General features: G+C 67.1%; 15 protein-coding genes, 1 tRNA gene and 1 pseudogene. 9 read left to right on the top strand and 8 right to left on the bottom strand.

Annotation, left to right across the window (positions count from 1 at the left end):
- Window positions 1-2 precede the first annotated feature (2 nt).
- Genes ygfZ through ACTFO6_RS06770 form a run of 4 tightly spaced genes read left to right on the top strand, consistent with a single transcriptional unit; the run spans window position 3 to window position 3,657 of the window.
- A complete protein-coding gene (gene ygfZ, locus ACTFO6_RS06785) occupies window positions 3-1,037 on the top strand; it encodes a CAF17-like 4Fe-4S cluster assembly/insertion protein YgfZ (protein WP_439933695.1) in 1,035 nt (344 codons plus the stop codon).
- Window positions 1,037-1,318, top strand: a complete 282-nt coding sequence (locus ACTFO6_RS06780; protein WP_439933694.1) for a DUF4936 family protein — start codon at window positions 1,037-1,039, stop codon at window positions 1,316-1,318. Before ygfZ ends, ACTFO6_RS06780 begins: the two co-directional genes overlap by 1 nt.
- Before the next feature lie 14 nt (window positions 1,319-1,332).
- On the top strand, window positions 1,333-2,097 hold the full coding sequence (locus ACTFO6_RS06775; protein ID WP_439933693.1) for an NRDE family protein: 765 nt from the start codon (window positions 1,333-1,335) through the stop codon (window positions 2,095-2,097).
- Between the two features lie 24 nt (window positions 2,098-2,121).
- Window positions 2,122-3,657: a class II aldolase/adducin family protein gene (locus ACTFO6_RS06770; protein ID WP_439933692.1), complete on the top strand. Its 1,536-nt coding sequence runs from the start codon at window positions 2,122-2,124 to the stop codon at window positions 3,655-3,657.
- A 25-nt stretch (window positions 3,658-3,682) separates the two neighbouring features.
- Here the strand turns inward: ACTFO6_RS06770 and uvrB are convergent, their stop codons facing one another.
- Window positions 3,683-5,752, bottom strand: a complete 2,070-nt coding sequence (gene uvrB, locus ACTFO6_RS06765; RefSeq protein ID WP_439933691.1) for an excinuclease ABC subunit UvrB — start codon at window positions 5,750-5,752, stop codon at window positions 3,683-3,685.
- Between the two features lie 153 nt (window positions 5,753-5,905).
- On the opposite strand from uvrB, the gene ACTFO6_RS06760 reads away from it, so the two are divergent.
- The 4 genes and pseudogenes from ACTFO6_RS06760 to ACTFO6_RS06745 all read left to right on the top strand — a co-directional run bounded on the left by ACTFO6_RS06760 (window position 5,906) and on the right by ACTFO6_RS06745 (window position 7,798).
- On the top strand, window positions 5,906-7,111 hold the full coding sequence (locus ACTFO6_RS06760) for an amino acid aminotransferase (RefSeq protein WP_439933690.1): 1,206 nt from the start codon (window positions 5,906-5,908) through the stop codon (window positions 7,109-7,111).
- 72 nt (window positions 7,112-7,183) lie between these two features.
- Window positions 7,184-7,259: transfer RNA gene (locus tag ACTFO6_RS06755), tRNA-Asn, on the top strand.
- 211 nt (window positions 7,260-7,470) lie between these two features.
- A pseudogene (locus ACTFO6_RS06750) lies at window positions 7,471-7,620 on the top strand (NnrU family protein); the annotation flags it as partial.
- Between the two features lie 16 nt (window positions 7,621-7,636).
- Window positions 7,637-7,798: a hypothetical protein gene (locus ACTFO6_RS06745; RefSeq protein WP_439933791.1), complete on the top strand. Its 162-nt coding sequence runs from the start codon at window positions 7,637-7,639 to the stop codon at window positions 7,796-7,798.
- 98 nt (window positions 7,799-7,896) lie between these two features.
- On the opposite strand, the gene ftsB is transcribed toward ACTFO6_RS06745, so the two are convergent.
- The 5 genes from ftsB to ppsA all read right to left on the bottom strand — a co-directional run bounded on the left by ftsB (window position 7,897) and on the right by ppsA (window position 14,744).
- Window positions 7,897-8,220 (bottom strand): cell division protein FtsB, encoded by a 324-nt coding sequence (gene ftsB, locus ACTFO6_RS06740; protein ID WP_439933689.1) that lies wholly within the window; start codon window positions 8,218-8,220, stop codon window positions 7,897-7,899.
- A complete protein-coding gene (gene eno / locus ACTFO6_RS06735) occupies window positions 8,220-9,503 on the bottom strand; it encodes a phosphopyruvate hydratase (protein WP_439933688.1) in 1,284 nt (427 codons plus the stop codon). The genes ftsB and eno overlap by 1 nt, the downstream gene beginning before the upstream one ends.
- Window positions 9,504-9,529: 26 nt before the next feature.
- Entirely contained in the window at window positions 9,530-10,393 is an 864-nt protein-coding gene (gene kdsA / locus ACTFO6_RS06730; protein ID WP_439933686.1) for a 3-deoxy-8-phosphooctulonate synthase, read from the bottom strand.
- 150 nt (window positions 10,394-10,543) lie between these two features.
- Window positions 10,544-12,229 (bottom strand): CTP synthase, encoded by a 1,686-nt coding sequence (locus ACTFO6_RS06725; protein WP_439933685.1) that lies wholly within the window; start codon window positions 12,227-12,229, stop codon window positions 10,544-10,546.
- 118 nt (window positions 12,230-12,347) lie between these two features.
- Window positions 12,348-14,744, bottom strand: a complete 2,397-nt coding sequence (gene ppsA, locus ACTFO6_RS06720) for a phosphoenolpyruvate synthase (RefSeq protein WP_439933684.1) — start codon at window positions 14,742-14,744, stop codon at window positions 12,348-12,350.
- 106 nt (window positions 14,745-14,850) lie between these two features.
- On the opposite strand from ppsA, the gene ppsR reads away from it, so the two are divergent.
- Complete coding sequence (gene ppsR / locus ACTFO6_RS06715) at window positions 14,851-15,669, top strand: posphoenolpyruvate synthetase regulatory kinase/phosphorylase PpsR (protein ID WP_439933683.1); 819 nt, start codon at window positions 14,851-14,853, stop codon at window positions 15,667-15,669.
- Here the strand turns inward: ppsR and ACTFO6_RS06710 are convergent.
- Both ACTFO6_RS06710 and senA read right to left on the bottom strand, forming a co-directional pair.
- Entirely contained in the window at window positions 15,650-16,465 is an 816-nt protein-coding gene (locus tag ACTFO6_RS06710) for a TrmH family RNA methyltransferase (protein WP_439933682.1), read from the bottom strand. The two genes, ppsR and ACTFO6_RS06710, sit on opposite strands and share 20 nt — an antisense overlap.
- A complete protein-coding gene (gene senA, locus ACTFO6_RS06705) occupies window positions 16,466-17,755 on the bottom strand; it encodes a selenoneine synthase SenA (protein WP_439933681.1) in 1,290 nt (429 codons plus the stop codon).
- Window positions 17,756-17,775 lie beyond the last annotated feature (20 nt).

Raw genomic sequence — 17,775 nt, 5'->3', positions numbered from 1 at the left:
CCATGCATCCTGACTGGAAAGCCTACCTGGAATCCCAAGGCGCCCGCATGAGCGGGGATCGGGTCGCCGACTTCGGCGATCCGTCCGGAGAACGGGAAGCCACCGGGCGGAGTACGGTGATTGCCGATCTGTCCGGATACGGCCTGCTCCGGGTCTCGGGCCCAGATGCCCAGGCCTTTCTCCATGGGCAGCTCTCCAGCGACGTGCGGGGGCTGCCCGCCCACCGGGCCCAGCACAGCAGTTACAACACCCCCAAAGGGAGGATGCTGGCTACTTTCCTCCTCTGGCGCATGGGCGAAGACTACGCCTTGCAGCTCGCCACGGAACTCGCCGAGCCCATACGCCGGCGCCTCGCCTTGTTCATCCTCCGGGCCCAGGTGCAGATCGAGGACATGAGCGACGCCCTGGTGCGCCTGGGGGTCGCGGGCCCCGACGCCGGGCAGCTCCTCGCCGCCCGCTTCGGGAGCCTGCCGGAGGTGGATCTCGGTGTGGCCCAGGCCGAAGAGGCAACCCTCCTCCGGCTCGGGCCGCAACGCTTCGAGCTGGTGAGTCTCCCGGACCAGGCCCCAGGCCTGTGGGAGCGCTTGAGGACTGCCGCCCGCCCCATCGGCTTTTCCTGCTGGGAGTGGCTCGAGATCCGGGCCGGCATCCCCCGGGTGACCGCGGCCACCCAGGACCAGCTGGTGCCCCAGATGGCCAACCTGGACGCCCTGGGAGGGTTGAGCTTCCGCAAGGGCTGCTACCCCGGCCAGGAGATCGTCGCCCGCACCCATTACCTGGGGAAGCTCAAGCGGCGCCTTTACCTGGCCCATCTGGACGGGGAAGCCACCCCCGCGCCGGGAGATCCCCTCTACGGCCCGGAGACGGAGGGCCAGGCGAGCGGGATGGTGGTCAACGCCGCCCCGGCCCCCGGGGGAGGCTACGACCTCCTGGCGGTGGTCCAGCAGGGGAGCGTCCAGGCGGGGGAGGTGCGCTGGAAAACCCCCGACGGGCCCCGACTCGAGCTTCTGCCCCTGCCTTATCCGGTGCCCCAGTGATGCTGGCTTATTACATCTACTACCGGGTCGATCCGGCCCAGGCGGCCGTGGCGGAAGCCCGGGTCCGGGAGCTACAGACGGCTCTGGACTGCCGCACGGGGGTGGCCGGGCGGCTGCTCAAGAAGCGGGATGAGCCCCACCTGTGGATGGAGGTCTACGAGGAAGTGGAGGACCCCGCTCGCTTCGAGGAAACCCTCGCCCAGCTCGTGGGGGAAAAGGGGCTGCGGAGCCTGCTCGCTCCCGGCGCCGAACGGCGGGTCGAGTGCTTTGTCATGGGTTAAGCCCGGCCTCTGGCATGTGCCTTGCCCTCCTCGCCCTCCATACGCATCCTCGCTACCGGTTGATCGTGGCGGCGAACCGGGACGAGTTCTACGATCGTTCCACGGCCCCCGCCGCCTTCTGGCCCGATCATCCCCAGGTCTTGGCCGGGCGCGACTTGGCGGAGGGCGGCACCTGGCTCGGCATCACCCGCACCGGCCGGTTCGCCCTGGTAACCAACTACCGGGAGGGAGGTGCCCGGCGTGAGGGAGCTCCCTCCCGGGGCCGCCTGGTGAGCGACTTCCTGACCGGGGCCGAGGCCCCCGAGGCCTACGCCAGGCAGGTCGCGTCCCGCGCCGGCGAGTACAACGGCTACAACCTAATCGTGGGAGACGGGGCCGCGGTGGTGTACCAGTCCAACCGCGCCGAGGGAATACGGCGCCTGACGGAGGGGGTGTACGGCCTCAGCAACCATCTGCTGGATACACCCTGGCCCAAGGTCCGGCGCAGCAAGGAGACCCTGTTCGGTCTGCTGGAACAGGAAGGCCCGGCCCTCTTGGAAGGGCTCTTCCGGATGCTGGCGGATCATTCCCGCCCCGGCGACGGGGAGCTGCCCGAGACCGGCATCGGGCTCGAATGGGAGCGGCTGCTCTCGGCCGCCTTCATCGCTTCCGACACCTATGGCACCCGCTCCTCGAGCGTCGTGCTGGTGGGCCGGGACGGAACGGTTCAGTTCGTGGAGCGCAGCTTCGGGCCCCGCGGAGCGACGGGAAGCCAGGTAGCCTACGAGTTCACCCTGTAACCGCCTGCCCCGCCCCCCTTCCCCATGCCGATCCGCAGCCGCTGGGACGATCAAGAGGCCGCCCGGTTTTCCGGAGCGCTGGGAAGCCGCATCTACACGTCCCGGTTACTGGGCCAGGATCCCACCCTGGTCCTGCACGGGGGCGGCAACACCTCGGTCAAGGTGGAAGAACAGGGTCGCCGGGTGCTCTACGTGAAGGGCAGCGGTGCGGACCTCTCCCGGGTAGACGAGGGAGCCTTCGTGCCGGTGGATCTGGACCGGGTCCTCCCGCTCCTCGAGCGCGAGGCCCTCGACAACGAGGAGATGCTGGCGCGGCTCAAGGATGCGGTGCTTTCCCCCGGCGCCCCGGCCCCCTCCATCGAGACCCTGCTCCATGGGGCGCTTCCCTTTCCCTACGTGGAGCATACCCATGCCGACAGCATCCTGGCGGTGGCCAACGTGGCCGCGGCCGACCGGGTGTTGAAAGAGGTGTACGGGGATCTGGCGCCGGTGGTGCCCTACCGCCACTCCGGCTTCGAGCTGGCCAAGGCCTGCGCCGAGGTGTTCCGCCGACAGGCGACGCCCCGCACCATCGGCCTGATCCTCCAGTTCCACGGCGCGGTGGCCTTCGGCCCCTCCGCCCGGGAATCCTATGAGAATATGATTGCCCTGGCGGCCCGGGCGGAAGACTATCTCGCCGCCCACGGCGCCTGGGACCTGCCCGAAGCGGCAGCGCCCCCCTTGGACCGGGAAGCGGTCGCCCGGCTGCGCCGGGACATCTCCCGCGCGGCGGGTTTTCCCCTCATCCTCAAGCTGGTCCGGGAGCCGGTGGCCATGGCCTTCGCCCGGCGCGCGGACCTGGAAACCGTGTCCCAGCAGGGCCCGCCCACGCCCCAGCACGCCATTTTCACCCGGCGCCTGCCCCTCCTCGGGCGGGACGGGGCCTCCTATACCCGAGCCTACGCCGAGTACCTGACCCGCTACCTGGGCGCCGAGCAGGCCCGAACCCTGGATCCTTCGCCCCGGGTGGTCCTGGATCCCGAGCTGGGACTGGCCGCCCTGGGCGTCGATGCCCGCTACGCCGCCGTCGCGGCGGAAGTGTATCTCCATGACATCGCCATCATCACCCGCGCTTCTGCCCACGACGCGTACCGGGCGGCGCCGCCCCAGTTCATAGCGTGGGCGGAGCTCGCCTACGGAGGGTTTGAGCAGCGGCTGCGACGGGAGGCGGCGGGCGAGCGCCCGCTCCTGGGCCAGGTCGCCCTGGTGACCCCGGGCGCCGACCGCCACGACCCCGGCCTCGTTCCTCGGCTGCTGGCGCTGGGCGCGGCCGTGGTGCGCGTCGTCGCTTCGGCTTCCGATTGCCGCGGGGGCGGGGACCCGGCGCTCCTGGAAGCGCCCCTCGGAGGTGCGGCTGCCGAGGATCGGGAGCAGGTCGTGGAGGCCACCGTCCTCGCTTTCGGCGGCCTTGACCTGCTGTGCGCCGTAGGGGATCGGGAAGCCTGGTACCCAGCCTGCCGCCCGATCCTCGCCCACTCCCCCATGGCCGGGGCTCTGGAGCGGGCCGGCATCGCCTTCTGAGCGAAGGGGCCAGGGAAAGGGAAAGCTACCCCTGGTCGAAACCGACGAATAGCCGGTTCTTGAGGCTGTGCAGCAGGTCTCGGAGCTGGGCGGCCCGCTCGAACTCCAGGTTCTTCGCCGCCTCCAGCATCTCCTTTTCCACCCGCTTGATCTCTTTCGCGTACTGCTCTTCGGACAAGATGCGGTAGCCGGCCCGGACCTCGGCTGCCTTGAGCAACGGCTTCGCGCTTTCCGGCTCGTAGATGCCGTCGATCAGGTCCTTGATACGTTTCGAGACGCTCCTCGGGACGATCCCGTGCTGGGCGTTGAAAGCTAGCTGCTTGCGCCGCCGGCGCTCGGTCTCCTCGATCGCCCGCCGCATGGAATCGGTGACCGTGTCCGCGTACATGATGGCGGTGCCGTTCACATGGCGCGCCGCCCGGCCGATGGTCTGGATCAGGGAGCGCTCGGAGCGCAGGAAGCCCTCCTTGTCCGCGTCCAGGATGGCCACCAGGGACACCTCCGGAATGTCGAGCCCTTCCCGCAGTAGGTTGATCCCCACCAGCACGTCGAATTTCCCGAGGCGCAGATCCCGGATGATCTCCACCCGCTCCACTGTGTCGATGTCGGAGTGGAGATAACGCACCCTGATGCCGTGCTCGGAGAAGTATTCCGTCAGGTCCTCGGCCATGCGCTTGGTGAGGGTGGTCACCAGCACCCGCTCTCCGCGGCCGACCCGCAGATGGATCTCCGACATGAGATCGTCCACCTGGGTCGAAGCGGGCCGCACTTCCACGGCCGGGTCCACCAGCCCCGTGGGCCGCACCACCTGCTCCACGATCTGGGCCGAGCGCTCCCGCTCGTACTCCGCAGGGGTGGCGGAGACGAAGATGGTCTGGCGCATCATCCGTTCGAACTCGTCGAACCGCAGCGGCCGGTTGTCCAAGGCGCTGGGCAGCCGAAAGCCGTACTCCACCAGGTTTTCCTTGCGCGAGCGGTCGCCCCGGTACATGCCTCCGAGCTGGGGAATGGTCACGTGGCTCTCATCGATGAACATGACCGCGTTGGTCGGCAGGTAATCGATCAGGGTGGGGGGCGGCTCTCCGGGCGCGCGGCCGGAGAGATGGCGCGAATAGTTCTCGATGCCCTTGCAGAAGCCCAGCTCGTTCAGCATCTCCAGGTCGAAACGGGTGCGTTGCTCGATGCGCTGGGCCTCCACCAGGCGGCCGGCCTTCTGGAAGAATTCGATCCGCTCGGCCAGCTCCTGCTTGATCGCCTCGATCGCCCTCAAGGTGGTGCCGCGGGGAGTGACGTAATGGCTCGAAGGATAGACCGTAAACCGCCCCACCCTCTGCAGGGTCCGCCCGGTGAGGGGATCGAAGAGGTGGAGCTCTTCCACCTCGTCGTCGAACAAGCTTACCCGGAGCGCTGTCTCCGAGTGCTCCGCGGGGAAGATGTCGATTACGTCCCCGCGCACGCGGAAGGTACCCCGGCGGAAGTCCAGGTCGTTGCGCTGGTACTGCATGTCCGTCAGGCGCTTGATGATGTCCCGCTGGGAGATCCGTTCCCGCTCCCGCAGGTGCAGAATCATGCCGTGGTAGTCCACGGGGTCGCCGATCCCGTAGATGGCGGACACGGTGGCCACGATCACGCAGTCGTCCCGCTCCAGCAGGGACTTGGTGGCCGACAGCCGCATCTGCTCGATGTGCTCGTTGATGCTGGAATCCTTCTCGATGTAGAGATCCCGGGAAGGGACGTAGGCTTCCGGCTGGTAGTAGTCATAGTAGGAGACGAAATACTCCACCGCGTTCTCCGGGAAGAACTCCCGCATCTCGGCGTACAGCTGGGCGGCCAAGGTCTTGTTGGGGGCCAGGATGAAGGCCGGTCGGCCCAGGCGGGCGATGACGTTGGCCATGGTGTAGGTCTTGCCCGAGCCCGTGACGCCCAGCAGCGTCTGGTACATCAGCCCGTCGCGCACGCCCTCCACCAGTTGGGCGATGGCCTGGGGCTGGTCGCCCGCCGGCGGAAACGGCTGGTGGAGCCGGAAAGGGCTCCCGGGAAAAGTTTCCACCCGGGGGGCCGGACGGGCGGCCGGGGGAGGCGCGAGACGTGCCATTCGATGGACGAAGCTTCGGTCGGTATCGGTCAAGGCGAAGGTTTAGATTTTCCCACACTGCGTCGGATTCCCGCCATGCTTGCCCCGCTTTATTCACCGTGCAGCCTTATCGAGGTAAAATAACAATTTTTGCCCTTTTGTCCGAGCCGATCCATGCGCCCTTCTTTGTTTGCCGGCGTTCCCATGGCGCCCCGCGACCCCATCCTCGGCTTGAACGAGCTCTTCAACTGCGATAAGAACCCGGCCAAGGTCAACCTGGGGGTCGGGGTTTATTGCGACGACACCGGCCAGGTGCCCCTGCTAGAGTGCGTGCGCCTCGCGGAACGCCAGGTGGTGGAACAGGCGGCTCCGCGCAACTACCTTCCCATCGACGGCCTGCCCGCCTACGACCGCGCGGCCCAGACCCTGCTCTTCGGCGCCGACTCGAGCACCGTCGCGGACGGCCGGGTGGTGACCCTCCAGGCCCTGGGGGGCACGGGCGCCCTTAAGATCGGGGCCGACTTCCTGCGCCGGCTGCTCCCCGGCGCCCAGGTGTGGATCAGCGATCCCAGTTGGGAAAACCACCGGGCCCTGTTCGAGGGGGCAGGATTCACGGTGAATGCCTACCCCTACTACGATCCGGCGACCCATGGAGTGGATTTCCCCGGAATGATGAAGGCCCTTCACGATATGCCGGCCCAGTCCATCGTGGTGCTCCATGCCTGCTGCCACAATCCGACCGGTGTGGACTTGACCCCCGGCCAGTGGGAGGAAGTGATCGCCACCGTGCGGCGCCGGGACCTGGTGCCCTTCCTGGACATCGCTTACCAGGGATTCGGCGACGGGCTGGACGCGGACGCCCAGGCGGTGCGGCGTTTCGCCGAGACCGAGGGTCCTTTGTTCGTTTCCAGCTCCTTCTCCAAGTCGTTTTCCCTGTACGGCGAGCGGGTGGGCGCCTTGAGCGTGGCGACCAGCGGGGCCGACGAAGCCGCCCGGGTCTTAAGCCAGTTGAAGCGCGTCGTGCGCACCAACTACTCGAATCCCCCCACCCACGGCGGAAAGATCGTCGCCGGGGTGCTCACCTCCCCCGATCTGCGGGCGCTGTGGGAGCAGGAGCTCGGCCAGATGCGGGAGCGCATCCGCACGATGCGAAACCAGTTGGTGGAGAAGATCCACGCCCGGGTCCCGGGGGCGGACTTCAGCTTCGTCGCGCGCCAGCGGGGCATGTTCTCCTATTCCGGCCTTTCCAGGGAGGCGGTTCACCGGCTGCGGGACGAATTCTCCATCTACGCCGTGGATACCGGCCGCATCTGCGTCGCGGCGCTCAACTCTCGCAACATCGACTACGTGGCGGACGCAATCGCCAAGGTCATCCGGTAGATCCCCGGCTGCCCGCTGCAGGCCGGGGTTGCCCGGGCCTGATAGAGACCGTAAAATTTCGGCCTTCTCGCTTCCCCGATAGCTCAGCCGGTAGAGCAACGGACTGTTAATCCGCGGGTCGCAGGTTCGAGTCCTGCTCGGGGAGCCATGATCAACTCCACGGCGTTGCCCACGGCGTCCTCGAAGTCGGTCGATTCAAAGAACGCCACCACTGCCGCGGGGATCGTCCCCTTACGGGGCAAGCCCCTCTCCCTGGCTTGGCTGCCGGCGCTCCATCTGGGCAGGCCAGGGCTCGGATCTCCCGTCAGAGCGCAAATCCACCGTAGAATGGCGAGGCCAACCCATTCTCATTGGTCTCGATGCTCGGATTCGTTGGCGGGCATTTCCTGCTCTCCTTCCCGCCCGTCCGCAACCGCCTCATCACCCACACCGGCGAATCGGCGTTCCTCGTTCTGTATTCGATCCTGGCCCTGGTCTTTCTGGCGGGGGCGACTGGGCCCATGAAAAGGCGCCGCAAACGCCCCTATGGGACCTGGGCCGGCAGGGCGGCTCGCGCCGGTGCTCGTCATGCCCGTGGCCCTCGTATTGATCGTACTGGGGCTCTTTTCCCGCAATGTGACGGCGGTGGGCGGCGAACGGCTGGTTCGTTCGGGGCTCCTGCACTGCCCTAAACCGGGTCCCAACTGAAGTCTTGCCTCAGGCGGCGAATGCCGTCGATTTGAATTCCGTCAGCTTCCGCAAGGGCCCGTGGCACCCCTGGGCGGCGTTGAACGGTAACGATCCCGCTACCGGGGCTCGCCTGCCGGCGAAGGGGCAGGAATCGAGACTGCGCTCCGGGATGGATCCACCACTTGGAAGAAGATTTCGTCCTGGCGGATCATTCCCAGCTCGGCCCGGGCCCGTTCCTCCACCGCCTCCAGGCCCTGCTTGAGGTCGCGGACTTCCGCATCCAGGACAGCGTTGCGCTGCCGCAACCGCTCGTTCGACGCCCGAGCCTCTTCGAGTTGCTTGTTGAGCTCCCACACCCTCGACCAGCTGCCCTTTCCGAACCATAAGGGGTATTGAATCAACACGATCAGGGCCGCCAGCACGAGAGCGAGGAGTCGCATCACTTGAGCTGGTAGAATGCCCCCCGGCCGGGATAGTAGGCGGATTCGCCCAGATCCTCCTCGATGCGCAGCAACTGGTTGTATTTCGCCAGGCGATCCGAGCGGGAGAGGGACCCGGTCTTGATCTGCATCGCGCCCGTGGCCACGGCGATGTCGGCGATGGTGGTATCTTCTGTCTCTCCCGAGCGATGGGATACCACAGCGGTGTAGCCGGAGCGTTTGGCGAGCTCGATCGCCTCCAAGGTCTCGGTGAGGGTCCCGATTTGATTGACCTTGATGAGAATCGAATTGGCGATGCCCTGCTTGATCCCCTCCTCCAGGATGCGGGGATTGGTGACGAAAATGTCATCGCCCACGAGCTGCACGCTTTTCCCAAGACGCTGAGTGAGCAGCTTCCAGCCGTCCCAGTCGGTTTCGCTCATCCCGTCTTCGATGCTGAGGATCGGGTACTTCTGCGTCCAGGAGGAAAGGTATGCGGCCAATTCCTCCGCGCTCAGGCTACGCTTCTCAGCCTGGAGCATGTATTTACCCTCTTCGTAGAACTCGGAGGCGGCGCAGTCGATGGCGATGGACACGTCCGCCCCGGGAAGGTAACCGGCCGCCTCGATCGCCCGCATGATGAGCTCCAGCGCGGCTTCGTTCCCGGGGAGATCGGGGGCGAAGCCGCCCTCGTCCCCGACGGTGGTGGGCATGCCCTTGTCGTGGAGAAGCTTTTTCAGGGCGTAGAACACTTCGGCTCCGCAGCGCAGGGCATCCCGGAAGCTCTGGGCCCCCACCGGTACGATCATGAACTCCTGCAGATCCAGCCGGTTGTTGGCGTGGGCGCCGCCGTTGATGATGTTCATCATCGGCACCGGCATGGCCCTGGGACCGACGCCGCCCAGGTAGCGATAAAGGGGAAGGCCCGCCTCGTCGGCGGCGGCCTTGGCCACCGCTAGGGAGACCGCGAGGATCGCGTTGGCCCCCAACCGGGACTTGTTCTCCGTGCCATCGAGCTCGATCAAGGTCTTGTCGATGAAGCTCTGCTCGGCGGCATCCAGTCCCATGATCGCCTCAGAGATCTCGGTATTCACGTTCTCCACCGCCTTTAGCACGCCCTTGCCCAGATAGCGCTGGGCGTCGCCGTCGCGCAGCTCCACCGCTTCCTTCTGGCCGGTGGACGCTCCGGAGGGCACCGCGGCGCGCCCCATGGACCCGGACTCCAGCAACACGTCCGCCTCCACCGTGGGGTTTCCGCGGGAATCCAGGATCTCGCGTGCAACAACGTCGACGATGGCACTCATGGCAGTTCTTGGGATCTTGGTTTTCTTCAACGGGGCCGAAGCGCCGATTCCTCGAGATAGCGCTCCTCGGAAAATCCTCGCGCCTTCACCAGGGCATCGATTTCTTTGAGCGTCTCCAGCAGCTCCGGCATGCGATCCAGGGGCCAGGCGTTCGGGCCGTCCGAAAGGGCCCTGTCCGGGTCGGGATGGGTCTCCATGAACAGGCCCGAAACCCCCACGGCGATGGCCGCCCGGGCCAGGACCGGGACGAATTCCCGCTGGCCGCCGCTGCGATCCCCCTGGCCGCCCGGAAGCTGCACCGAATGGGTGGCGTCGAATACCACGGGGCAGCCGGTCTGCCGCATCACCATGAGGGAGCGCATGTCCGAGACTAGGTTGTTGTAACCGAAGGAGACGCCCCGCTCGCACACCAGGATGTTGTCCTGGCCGCTCGCTTCCCGCGCCTTCTCCACCACGTTCTTCATCTCCCAGGGACTCAGGAACTGTCCCTTCTTGATGTTCACCGGCCGGCCGGCGGAGGCCACGACGCGGATGAAGTCCGTCTGGCGGCACAGGAAGGCAGGCGTCTGCAGCACGTCCACCGCCGCCGCCGCGAGGGGGACCTCGCCCTCGGTGTGCACGTCGGTGAGCACCGGCACGCCCACCTGCCTCCTGACCTCCGAAAGCACCTTCAAGCCCTGCTCGATCCCCAATCCGCGGAACGATTTGCCTGAGCTGCGGTTCGCTTTGTCGTAAGAGGATTTGTAGATGAAAGGAATGCCCAGCTTGCCGCAGATTTCCTTCAAACGCCCGGCGGTGTCGATGGCGAGCGCCAGCGACTCGACGACGCAGGGGCCCGCGATCAGGAAGCAAGGCTGGCCGAGGCCGACTTCGAAACCGCAGAGCTTCACAAGCGCCTCCGCTCCCAACGCGGGCCCCTCCGGCGCCCTCCCCGCCCCGGGCGCTCCGCGCCGCCGCGTCCGGGCGCCCCCACGATCAGGAAGCAAGGCTGGCCGAGGCCGACTTCGAAACCGCAGAGCTTCACGATGGAGGATGCCATCTCAGACCGCGCTGCCCACCCCGACCGGCGCCTCGGATGCCCGCTCCTCCGGGATGCCCCGCATGCGGCGCCTGTATGCCAGAGCAGCCTGGACGAAGGCATTGAACAAAGGATGACCGCCGCGCGGCGTGGAAGTGAACTCCGGGTGGAACTGGCTTGCCACGAACCAGGGATGGTCCGGAAGCTCGATCATTTCCACCAGCCTCTCGGCGGCGGACAGGCCGCTCACCCGCAGCCCCGCGGCTTCGAGCTGGGGCACGTAGTTATCGTTGACCTCGTAGCGGTGCCGGTGGCGCTCCACGATCCGGGGCGCATTGTAAATCCTGCGCGCCAGCGTGCCTTCCCGCAGCTCGCACTCCTGGCCGCCCAGGCGCATGGTACCGCCCAGGTCGGACTGGGCGCTGCGCCGCTCCAGGGATCCATCGCGGTTTACCCACTCGCTGATCAGGGCGATCACGGGATGGGGCGTATTCGGGTCGAACTCGGTGCTATGGGCGCCGGCGAAGCCCGCCACGTGGCGGGCGAACTCGATGACTGCGAGCTGCAGCCCCAGGCAGATGCCCAGGTAAGGAATCTTGTTCTCCCGGGCGTAGCGAATGGCCTGGATTTTCCCTTCGACGCCCCGCTTGCCGAAGCCGCCGGGCACCAGGATAGCGTCCATGCCCCGCAGGCACCCGGTACCTTCCCGCTCGATCGCCTCCGAATCGATGTAGTGGATGCGCACCCGGGAGCGGGTGTGGATCCCGGCATGGATCAACGCTTCGGAAAGCGACTTGTACGACTCGGTGAGGTTGACGTACTTCCCCACCAGCGCGACGTCCACCTCCCCCAGGGGATGCTCGAGAGCCTCCACCAATCTGTCCCAATCGCTCAGGTCGGCAGGCGGTACCGACAATCCCAGGCGGCGGCAGACGATGTCGTCCAGCTTCTGCCGATGGAGCATGGCGGGAATCTTGTAGATGCTGTCCACGTCCACCGCCGAGATCACCGCCTCCTCGGGCACGTTGGTGAACAGGGCGATCTTGCGGCGCTCTTCCGGCGGCAGCGGCCGGTCCGCCCGGCACAGGATGACGTCGGGCTGGATCCCGATCTCGCGCAGCTCCTTGACCGAATGCTGGGTCGGCTTGGTCTTGATCTCCCCCGCCGACGGGATGTAGGGCACCAGGGTCAGATGGATGAAGCAGGTGTCTTGCCGGTCCATCTGGATCGCCATCTGGCGCACCGCTTCGAGGAAAGGCAGGGATTCGATGTCGCCCACCGTGCCCCCGATCTCCACGATGGCCACTTCCGCATCGCCCGCCCCCGCACGGATGAAGCTCTTGATCTCGTCGGTGATGTGGGGGATCACCTGCACCGTGCCGCCCAGGTAGTCGCCGCGCCGCTCTTTCTTGATGACGCTTTCGTAGATCTGGCCGGTGGTGAAGTTGTTGCGGCGGGTCATCCTGGCCTGGCTGAAGCGCTCGTAGTGACCCAGGTCCAGATCGGTTTCCGCCCCGTCCTCGGTCACGAACACCTCGCCGTGCTGGAACGGGCTCATGGTGCCCGGATCCACGTTGATGTACGGGTCCAGCTTGATCAGGGTGACTCGGATGCCGCGAGATTCGAGAAGCGCTGCCAGGGACGCGGAGGCGGTGCCTTTACCCAGGGAGGAGACGACGCCACCGGTGACGAAGACAAACTTTGTCATGGAAGTCTATGATAGCTCAAAACGCCTGGGGACAACAGCTTGCGAGCGCGCGTCTCCTGCGGACTGGCGCATCCTTGCAGGGACTTTCGGCCGCCGAGATCCCGGGAACGGCGGCCTTTCAAGCGGCGGCGGGGCTCGGGCTTTTCGCCTGGTTCGCGAGGTAGAGCCAGGTCTCGACCACCGTGTCCGGATTGAGGGACAGGCTTTCGATTCCCTCTTCCATGAGCCAGCGGGCGAGATCGGGGTGGTCCGAGGGTCCCTGGCCGCAGATGCCCACGTATTTCCCCGCCCGCCGGCATGCCTGGATCGCCATGCGCAGCATGGTCTTCACCGCGGGATCGCGCTCGTCGAACAGTTCGGCGACCAAACCGGAGTCCCGATCCAGGGCGAGGGTCAGTTGGGTCATGTCGTTGGAGCCGATGGAGAACCCGTCGAAGTATTCCAGGAACTGTTCCGCCAGCAGGGCGTTGGAGGGAATCTCGCACATCATGATGATGCGCAGCCCGTTCTCGCCCCGCTTGAGCCCGTGCTCGGCGAGCAGCGCCAGCACCCGACGCGCCTCCTCCAGGGTACGCACGAAGGGCACCATGATCTCCACGTTGGTGAGCCCCATCTCGTCGCGCACCCGCTTCAACGCCCGGCATTCCATCTCGAAGCAGTCCCGGAACGAGGGCGCCACGTAACGGGAAGCGCCGCGGAAACCCAGCATCGGGTTTTCCTCTTTCGGCTCGTAGCGGTCGCCCCCGATCAGGCTCGAGTACTCGTTCGACTTGAAGTCCGACAAGCGCACGATGACCGGCTTGGGCCAGAAGGCGGCCCCCAGGGTGGCGATGCCTTCGGTCAGCTTTTCCACGTAGAACGCCGCCGGGCTCCCGTAGCCCGCGCTCTGGCGCTCCACGGCCTGCTTCACCTCGGCCGGCAGGCGGGGATATTCCAGGGCGGCTTTCGGGTGCACGCCGATCATGCGGGCGATGATGAACTCCAGCCGGGCGAGCCCCACGCCGTCGTTGGGCAGCCGCTGGAACTCGAAGGCGAGATCCGGGTTGCCCACGTTCATGGCGATCTTCACCGGGCAAGGCGGCATGGACTGGGGCGCCAGATCCACCACTTCCACCTCCAACACCCCTTCGTAGACGTGGCCGGTATCCCCTTCCGCGCAGGAGACGGTCACCGCCTGGCCGTCCCGCAGCACCCGGGTCGCGTCCCCCGTGCCCACCACCGCCGGAATGCCCAGCTCCCGGGCGACGATGGCCGCGTGGCAGGTGCGCCCGCCCCGGTTGGTGACGATGGCGGCCGCCCGCTTCATCACCGGCTCCCAGTCCGGATCGGTCATGTCGGTGACCAGCACGTCCCCCGGCTGGACCCGCTGCATCTCCGAGGCGTCCTTGACCAGCCGCACCGGTCCGGAGCCCACCTTCTGTCCGATGGCCCGCCCGGACACCAGCACCTGGGAGCGCCGCTTGAGCCGGTAGCGCTGCATCCGATCCAGGGAGGCCCGCGCCTTCACCGTCTCGGGCCGCGCCTGAAGGATGTAGAGCTTGCCGTCGATCCCGTCCTTGCCCCACTCGATGTCCATGGGGCGGCCGTAGTGGGCCTCGATCGCCAGGGCATAGCGGGCCAGCTCCATCACATTGTCATCATCGAGGGAAAAACGCAGCCGCTCCTCCTCGGGCACGTCCACGGTGCGCACCGAGCGGCCCGCCTCCCGGGTGTCCGCGAACACCATCTTGATGGCCTTGGAGCCCCGCGTCCGGCGCAGGATGGCCGGGCGTCCTTCTTTGAGGCCCCGCTTGTAGACGTAGAATTCGTCCGGGTTCACCTGGCCCTGGACCACCGTCTCGCCCAGGCCGTAGGCGGAGGTGATGAACACCACCTGGTCGAAACCCGACTCGGTGTCCAGGGTGAACATCACCCCGCTCGAGGCCAGGTCGCTGCGCACCATGCGCTGTACCCCCGCGGACAGGGCCACCCGGGCGTGATCGAAGCCCTGGTGGACCCGATAGGCGATGGCCCGGTCGTTGAACAGGGAGGCGAACACGTGCTTGACCGCTTCCAGGACCCGATCCAGGCCGTGGATATTGAGGAAGGTCTCCTGCTGGCCGGCAAAGGAAGCATCCGGCAGATCCTCGGCGGTGGCGGAGGAGCGGACCGCCACCGAAAGCTCCGGCCCGCCCTCCTCGGCCAGGCGCTGGTAGGCCTCGGCGATCTGCGCTTCGAGGGCCGGCGGGAACGGTGCCTCCGTGACCCAGCCCCGGATCTGGGCGCCGGTACGGGTGAGGGCGGCGATGTCGTCCACGTCGAGGCGGGCAAGGGCGTCCCGGATGCGCCGGTCGAGCCCGCCCTGGGCGAGGAAGTCCCGGTACGCCTGGGCGGTGGTGGCGAAGCCGCCTGGCACCCGCACGCCGGCGTGGGCGAGATGGCCGATCATCTCGCCGAGGGAAGCGTTTTTGCCCCCCACGCGTTCCACGTCCTTCAAGCCCACCTCGTCGAACCACAGCACGTACCGTTCGCTCATTTCCCGGCCTCGTCGCGCACTGAATTGTAATCGCAACAAAAAGCGATTATTTTAACCGGTCACCACGGTTCCCGCAGCCGGACCGTTCCTTTTTATAGGTCGTTCCATGAGGCGCACGGCGTTCTTCGTCTCCGACCGCACCGGCATCACCGCCGAGATGCTGGGCCACAGCCTGCTCACCCAGTTCGAGACGGTCAAGTTCAACGAGCGCACTCTGCCCTACGTGGACACGGTCGAAAAGGCCCGGTCGGCGGTGGAGCAGATCAACCGGGCCGCCGAGCAGGACGGTGCCCGCCCCTTGGTCTTCAGCACCCTGGTAAACCCCGAGATCAACCGCATCGTGGCCCAGGCCAACGCCTTGGTGCTGGACTGCATGGACGTGTTCATCACCCCCATGGAGCAAGAGCTGGGGGTGAAGTCGAGCCACACGGTGGGCCGCTCCCATAGCGCCCGGGACGTGGTGGACTACCATCGCCGGATCGAAGCGGTGAATTTCGCCCTGGCCCACGACGACGGGGTGTCCACCCGGGACCTGCACCAGGCGGACGTGGTGTTGATCGGGGTCTCGCGCAGCGGCAAGACGCCCACCACCCTCTACCTGGCGCTGCAGTTCGGCGTCTGGGCGGCCAACTACCCGTTGACCCCCGAGGACTTCGGTTCCATGCGCCTGCCGGCGCCCCTCGCCTCTTACCGCAGCAAGCTCTTCGGTCTCACCATCAATCCGGAGCGGCTGCACCTGATTCGCAGCGAGCGGCGCCCGGGCAGCAAGTACGCCGATCTCGCCAACTGCGAATTCGAGGTGCGGGAAGCGGAGGCCCTCATGCGCCAGGAAGGGGTACCCTACATCGACGCCACGTCCATGTCGGTGGAGGAGATGGCCACCACCATCCTGCACCAGGCCAATCTCACCCGCCATATCTACTAAGGCGCTCAACCGCCTGCAGCTGCCGCAACCGCTCGTATAGGCACACGGCCGCCGCGGCCGCGGCGTTGAGGGATTCCATGCCTCCGGGCATGGGGAGCCGGACCACCGCGTGGGCCGTCTCGCGTAAGCGCCGCGAGACCCCCGTCCCTTCGTTGCCGATGACGAAGGCGGTGGGACCGGTGAGGTCCAGATCGAAAAGGCTTAAGCGGGCGTCGGCGCTGGTGGCGATCACCTGGCCGGGAAACGAGCGTGCCGCCTCCAGCAAATCCGCCCGCTCCCGTATGGGCAGCAGGAAATGGGCGCCCATGGCGGCCCGCAACACCTTGAGGGACCAAGGATCGGCGCAACCGGGCGACAGCGCCGCCAAGTCCACGCCCGCCGCCGCGGCGGTGCGGAAGATGGAGCCCACGTTGCCCGGGTCCTGAAGGTCTTCCAGCAGGAGCAGGAAGCCGGGGGGATCCCGCCGCAGGCGCGGTCGGGGAGGCGCTGCGACGGCGAGCACGCCGGGGGGCGCCGCCAGATCGGAGAGCTGGGTGCACAGGGCGTCGGAGAGGAAGAGGATGCGATCGGCCGGCACCGCCCGCAAACACGCGGCCATTTCGGGCGCCTGCGCCTTCGATTCGGCGATCGCCACCAGGTCGGGAAGCGCTCCCCGGGCGAGCAGCTCCTGCACCAGGCGCACGCCCTCCAGCACGATGCGCTCCGTTTCCCGGCGCTGGCGGCCGGAGTCGATGAGCTTCGCCAGGCGCTTGAAGGCGGGATTATCCCTGGAGCGGACGACCCGGCTTGGCGGCATTCAGTCCATCGCGCAGGTACGAAAGCCCGCGAACACGTCCCGGCGATCCGGCGTGTAGAAGTTGCGCCACAGGTTGTGGACCAGCCGGGCGCGGGTGGCGAAGCAGCCGCCCCGCAGCACTTTGTGATCGCCGAACCAGGGTTCGGAATACTCCTTGTAGGGGTCACGCACGAAACCGGGATAAGGCAGGAACCAATCGGCGGTCCACTCCCACACATTGCCCAGCATCTGCCGGCAGCCTATGGGGTTGTCGCCCGCGGGAAAGGCTCCCACGTCCGCCGGCTCCCGGTACCACCCGTCCAGACAAGCGCGGCCCGCATCGGGAGGCTCGCCGCCCCATGGATATCGGCGCTTTTCGTGGGGAAACCTCGCTCCCTTGCTCCACGCCGCTGCCATTTCCCACTCCGCTTCGGTGGGCAGCCGCCGCCTGGCCCAGCGGCAATAGGCCTCCGCTTCGTACCAGTTCACGTGCAGCATCGCCACCTCCGGGCGCAGGGGCCGCCAGCGGGCAAAGCGCCGCTCGAGCCACTGGCCATCCCGTTTCTCCCAGTACACCGGATGTTCCGCCCGGACCGACTCGCGCCAGCGCCAGCCCGCCTCGGACCACAATTCCCGGCGCCGGTAGCCCCCCTCCTCGACGAAGGCGAGGAACTCCCCGCTGGTCACTGCCGTGCGGCTGATGCGAAAAGGCCGCAACCGCACGGCATGGGCCCACTTTTCGTTGTCGAAGGCGAAGGGCTGCTGTGGAAAGGCACCAAGGTGGAACACGCCGCCGGGAACTTCCACGTCGCCCTGGACGGGAGCGGTTTGCACCGGCGGGGGCGGCGCCCCCACCGGGGGCGCCTCGTAGCCCAGGGTCTGGCGCGTGTAGAAAAAAGCCTCCCCGTGCATGTCCTCGTGGTAGAGGGCGAGGCGCACGAAATAGGGGTCCGCCTGACCGCGGGCGAGGCGTTCCAGCACTGCCTCCAGCACCCGCTCCAGGTACTCCAGGGTTTTCCGCCAGGTGAGGAGGGGCAAGCCCCAGCGCCGGTCATGAGCGACGGCCATGGAATCGTACAGGGCGTCCGCCTGGGGCAGGATGGAGGGCGCCAGCCCCTCGCCCCGCCGCCGCAGGCACCAGCGCTCCTGGAACCAGGCCACGTGCCCCAGCTCCCAGCGGGGAGGGTTCACGATGGGAAGCTGGGGCCCCAGCTCCCGTGGGCCCTCCAGGTCGGCGGTGAGCGCCAGGGTCCGGGCCCGGGCGTCCTGAAGCGCGGCACTGAGAGCGCCTGCTTCCTCTGCTATAGTCATGGGCTGCGGGAGATTCATGG

Source organism: Pelomicrobium sp. G1 (genome assembly GCF_051905455.1).
GTDB lineage: Bacteria > Pseudomonadota > Gammaproteobacteria > Burkholderiales > UBA6910 > Pelomicrobium.
The sequence above is the reverse complement of the archived record's forward strand: the minus strand, read 5'-3'. Positions and strand labels throughout refer to the sequence as shown.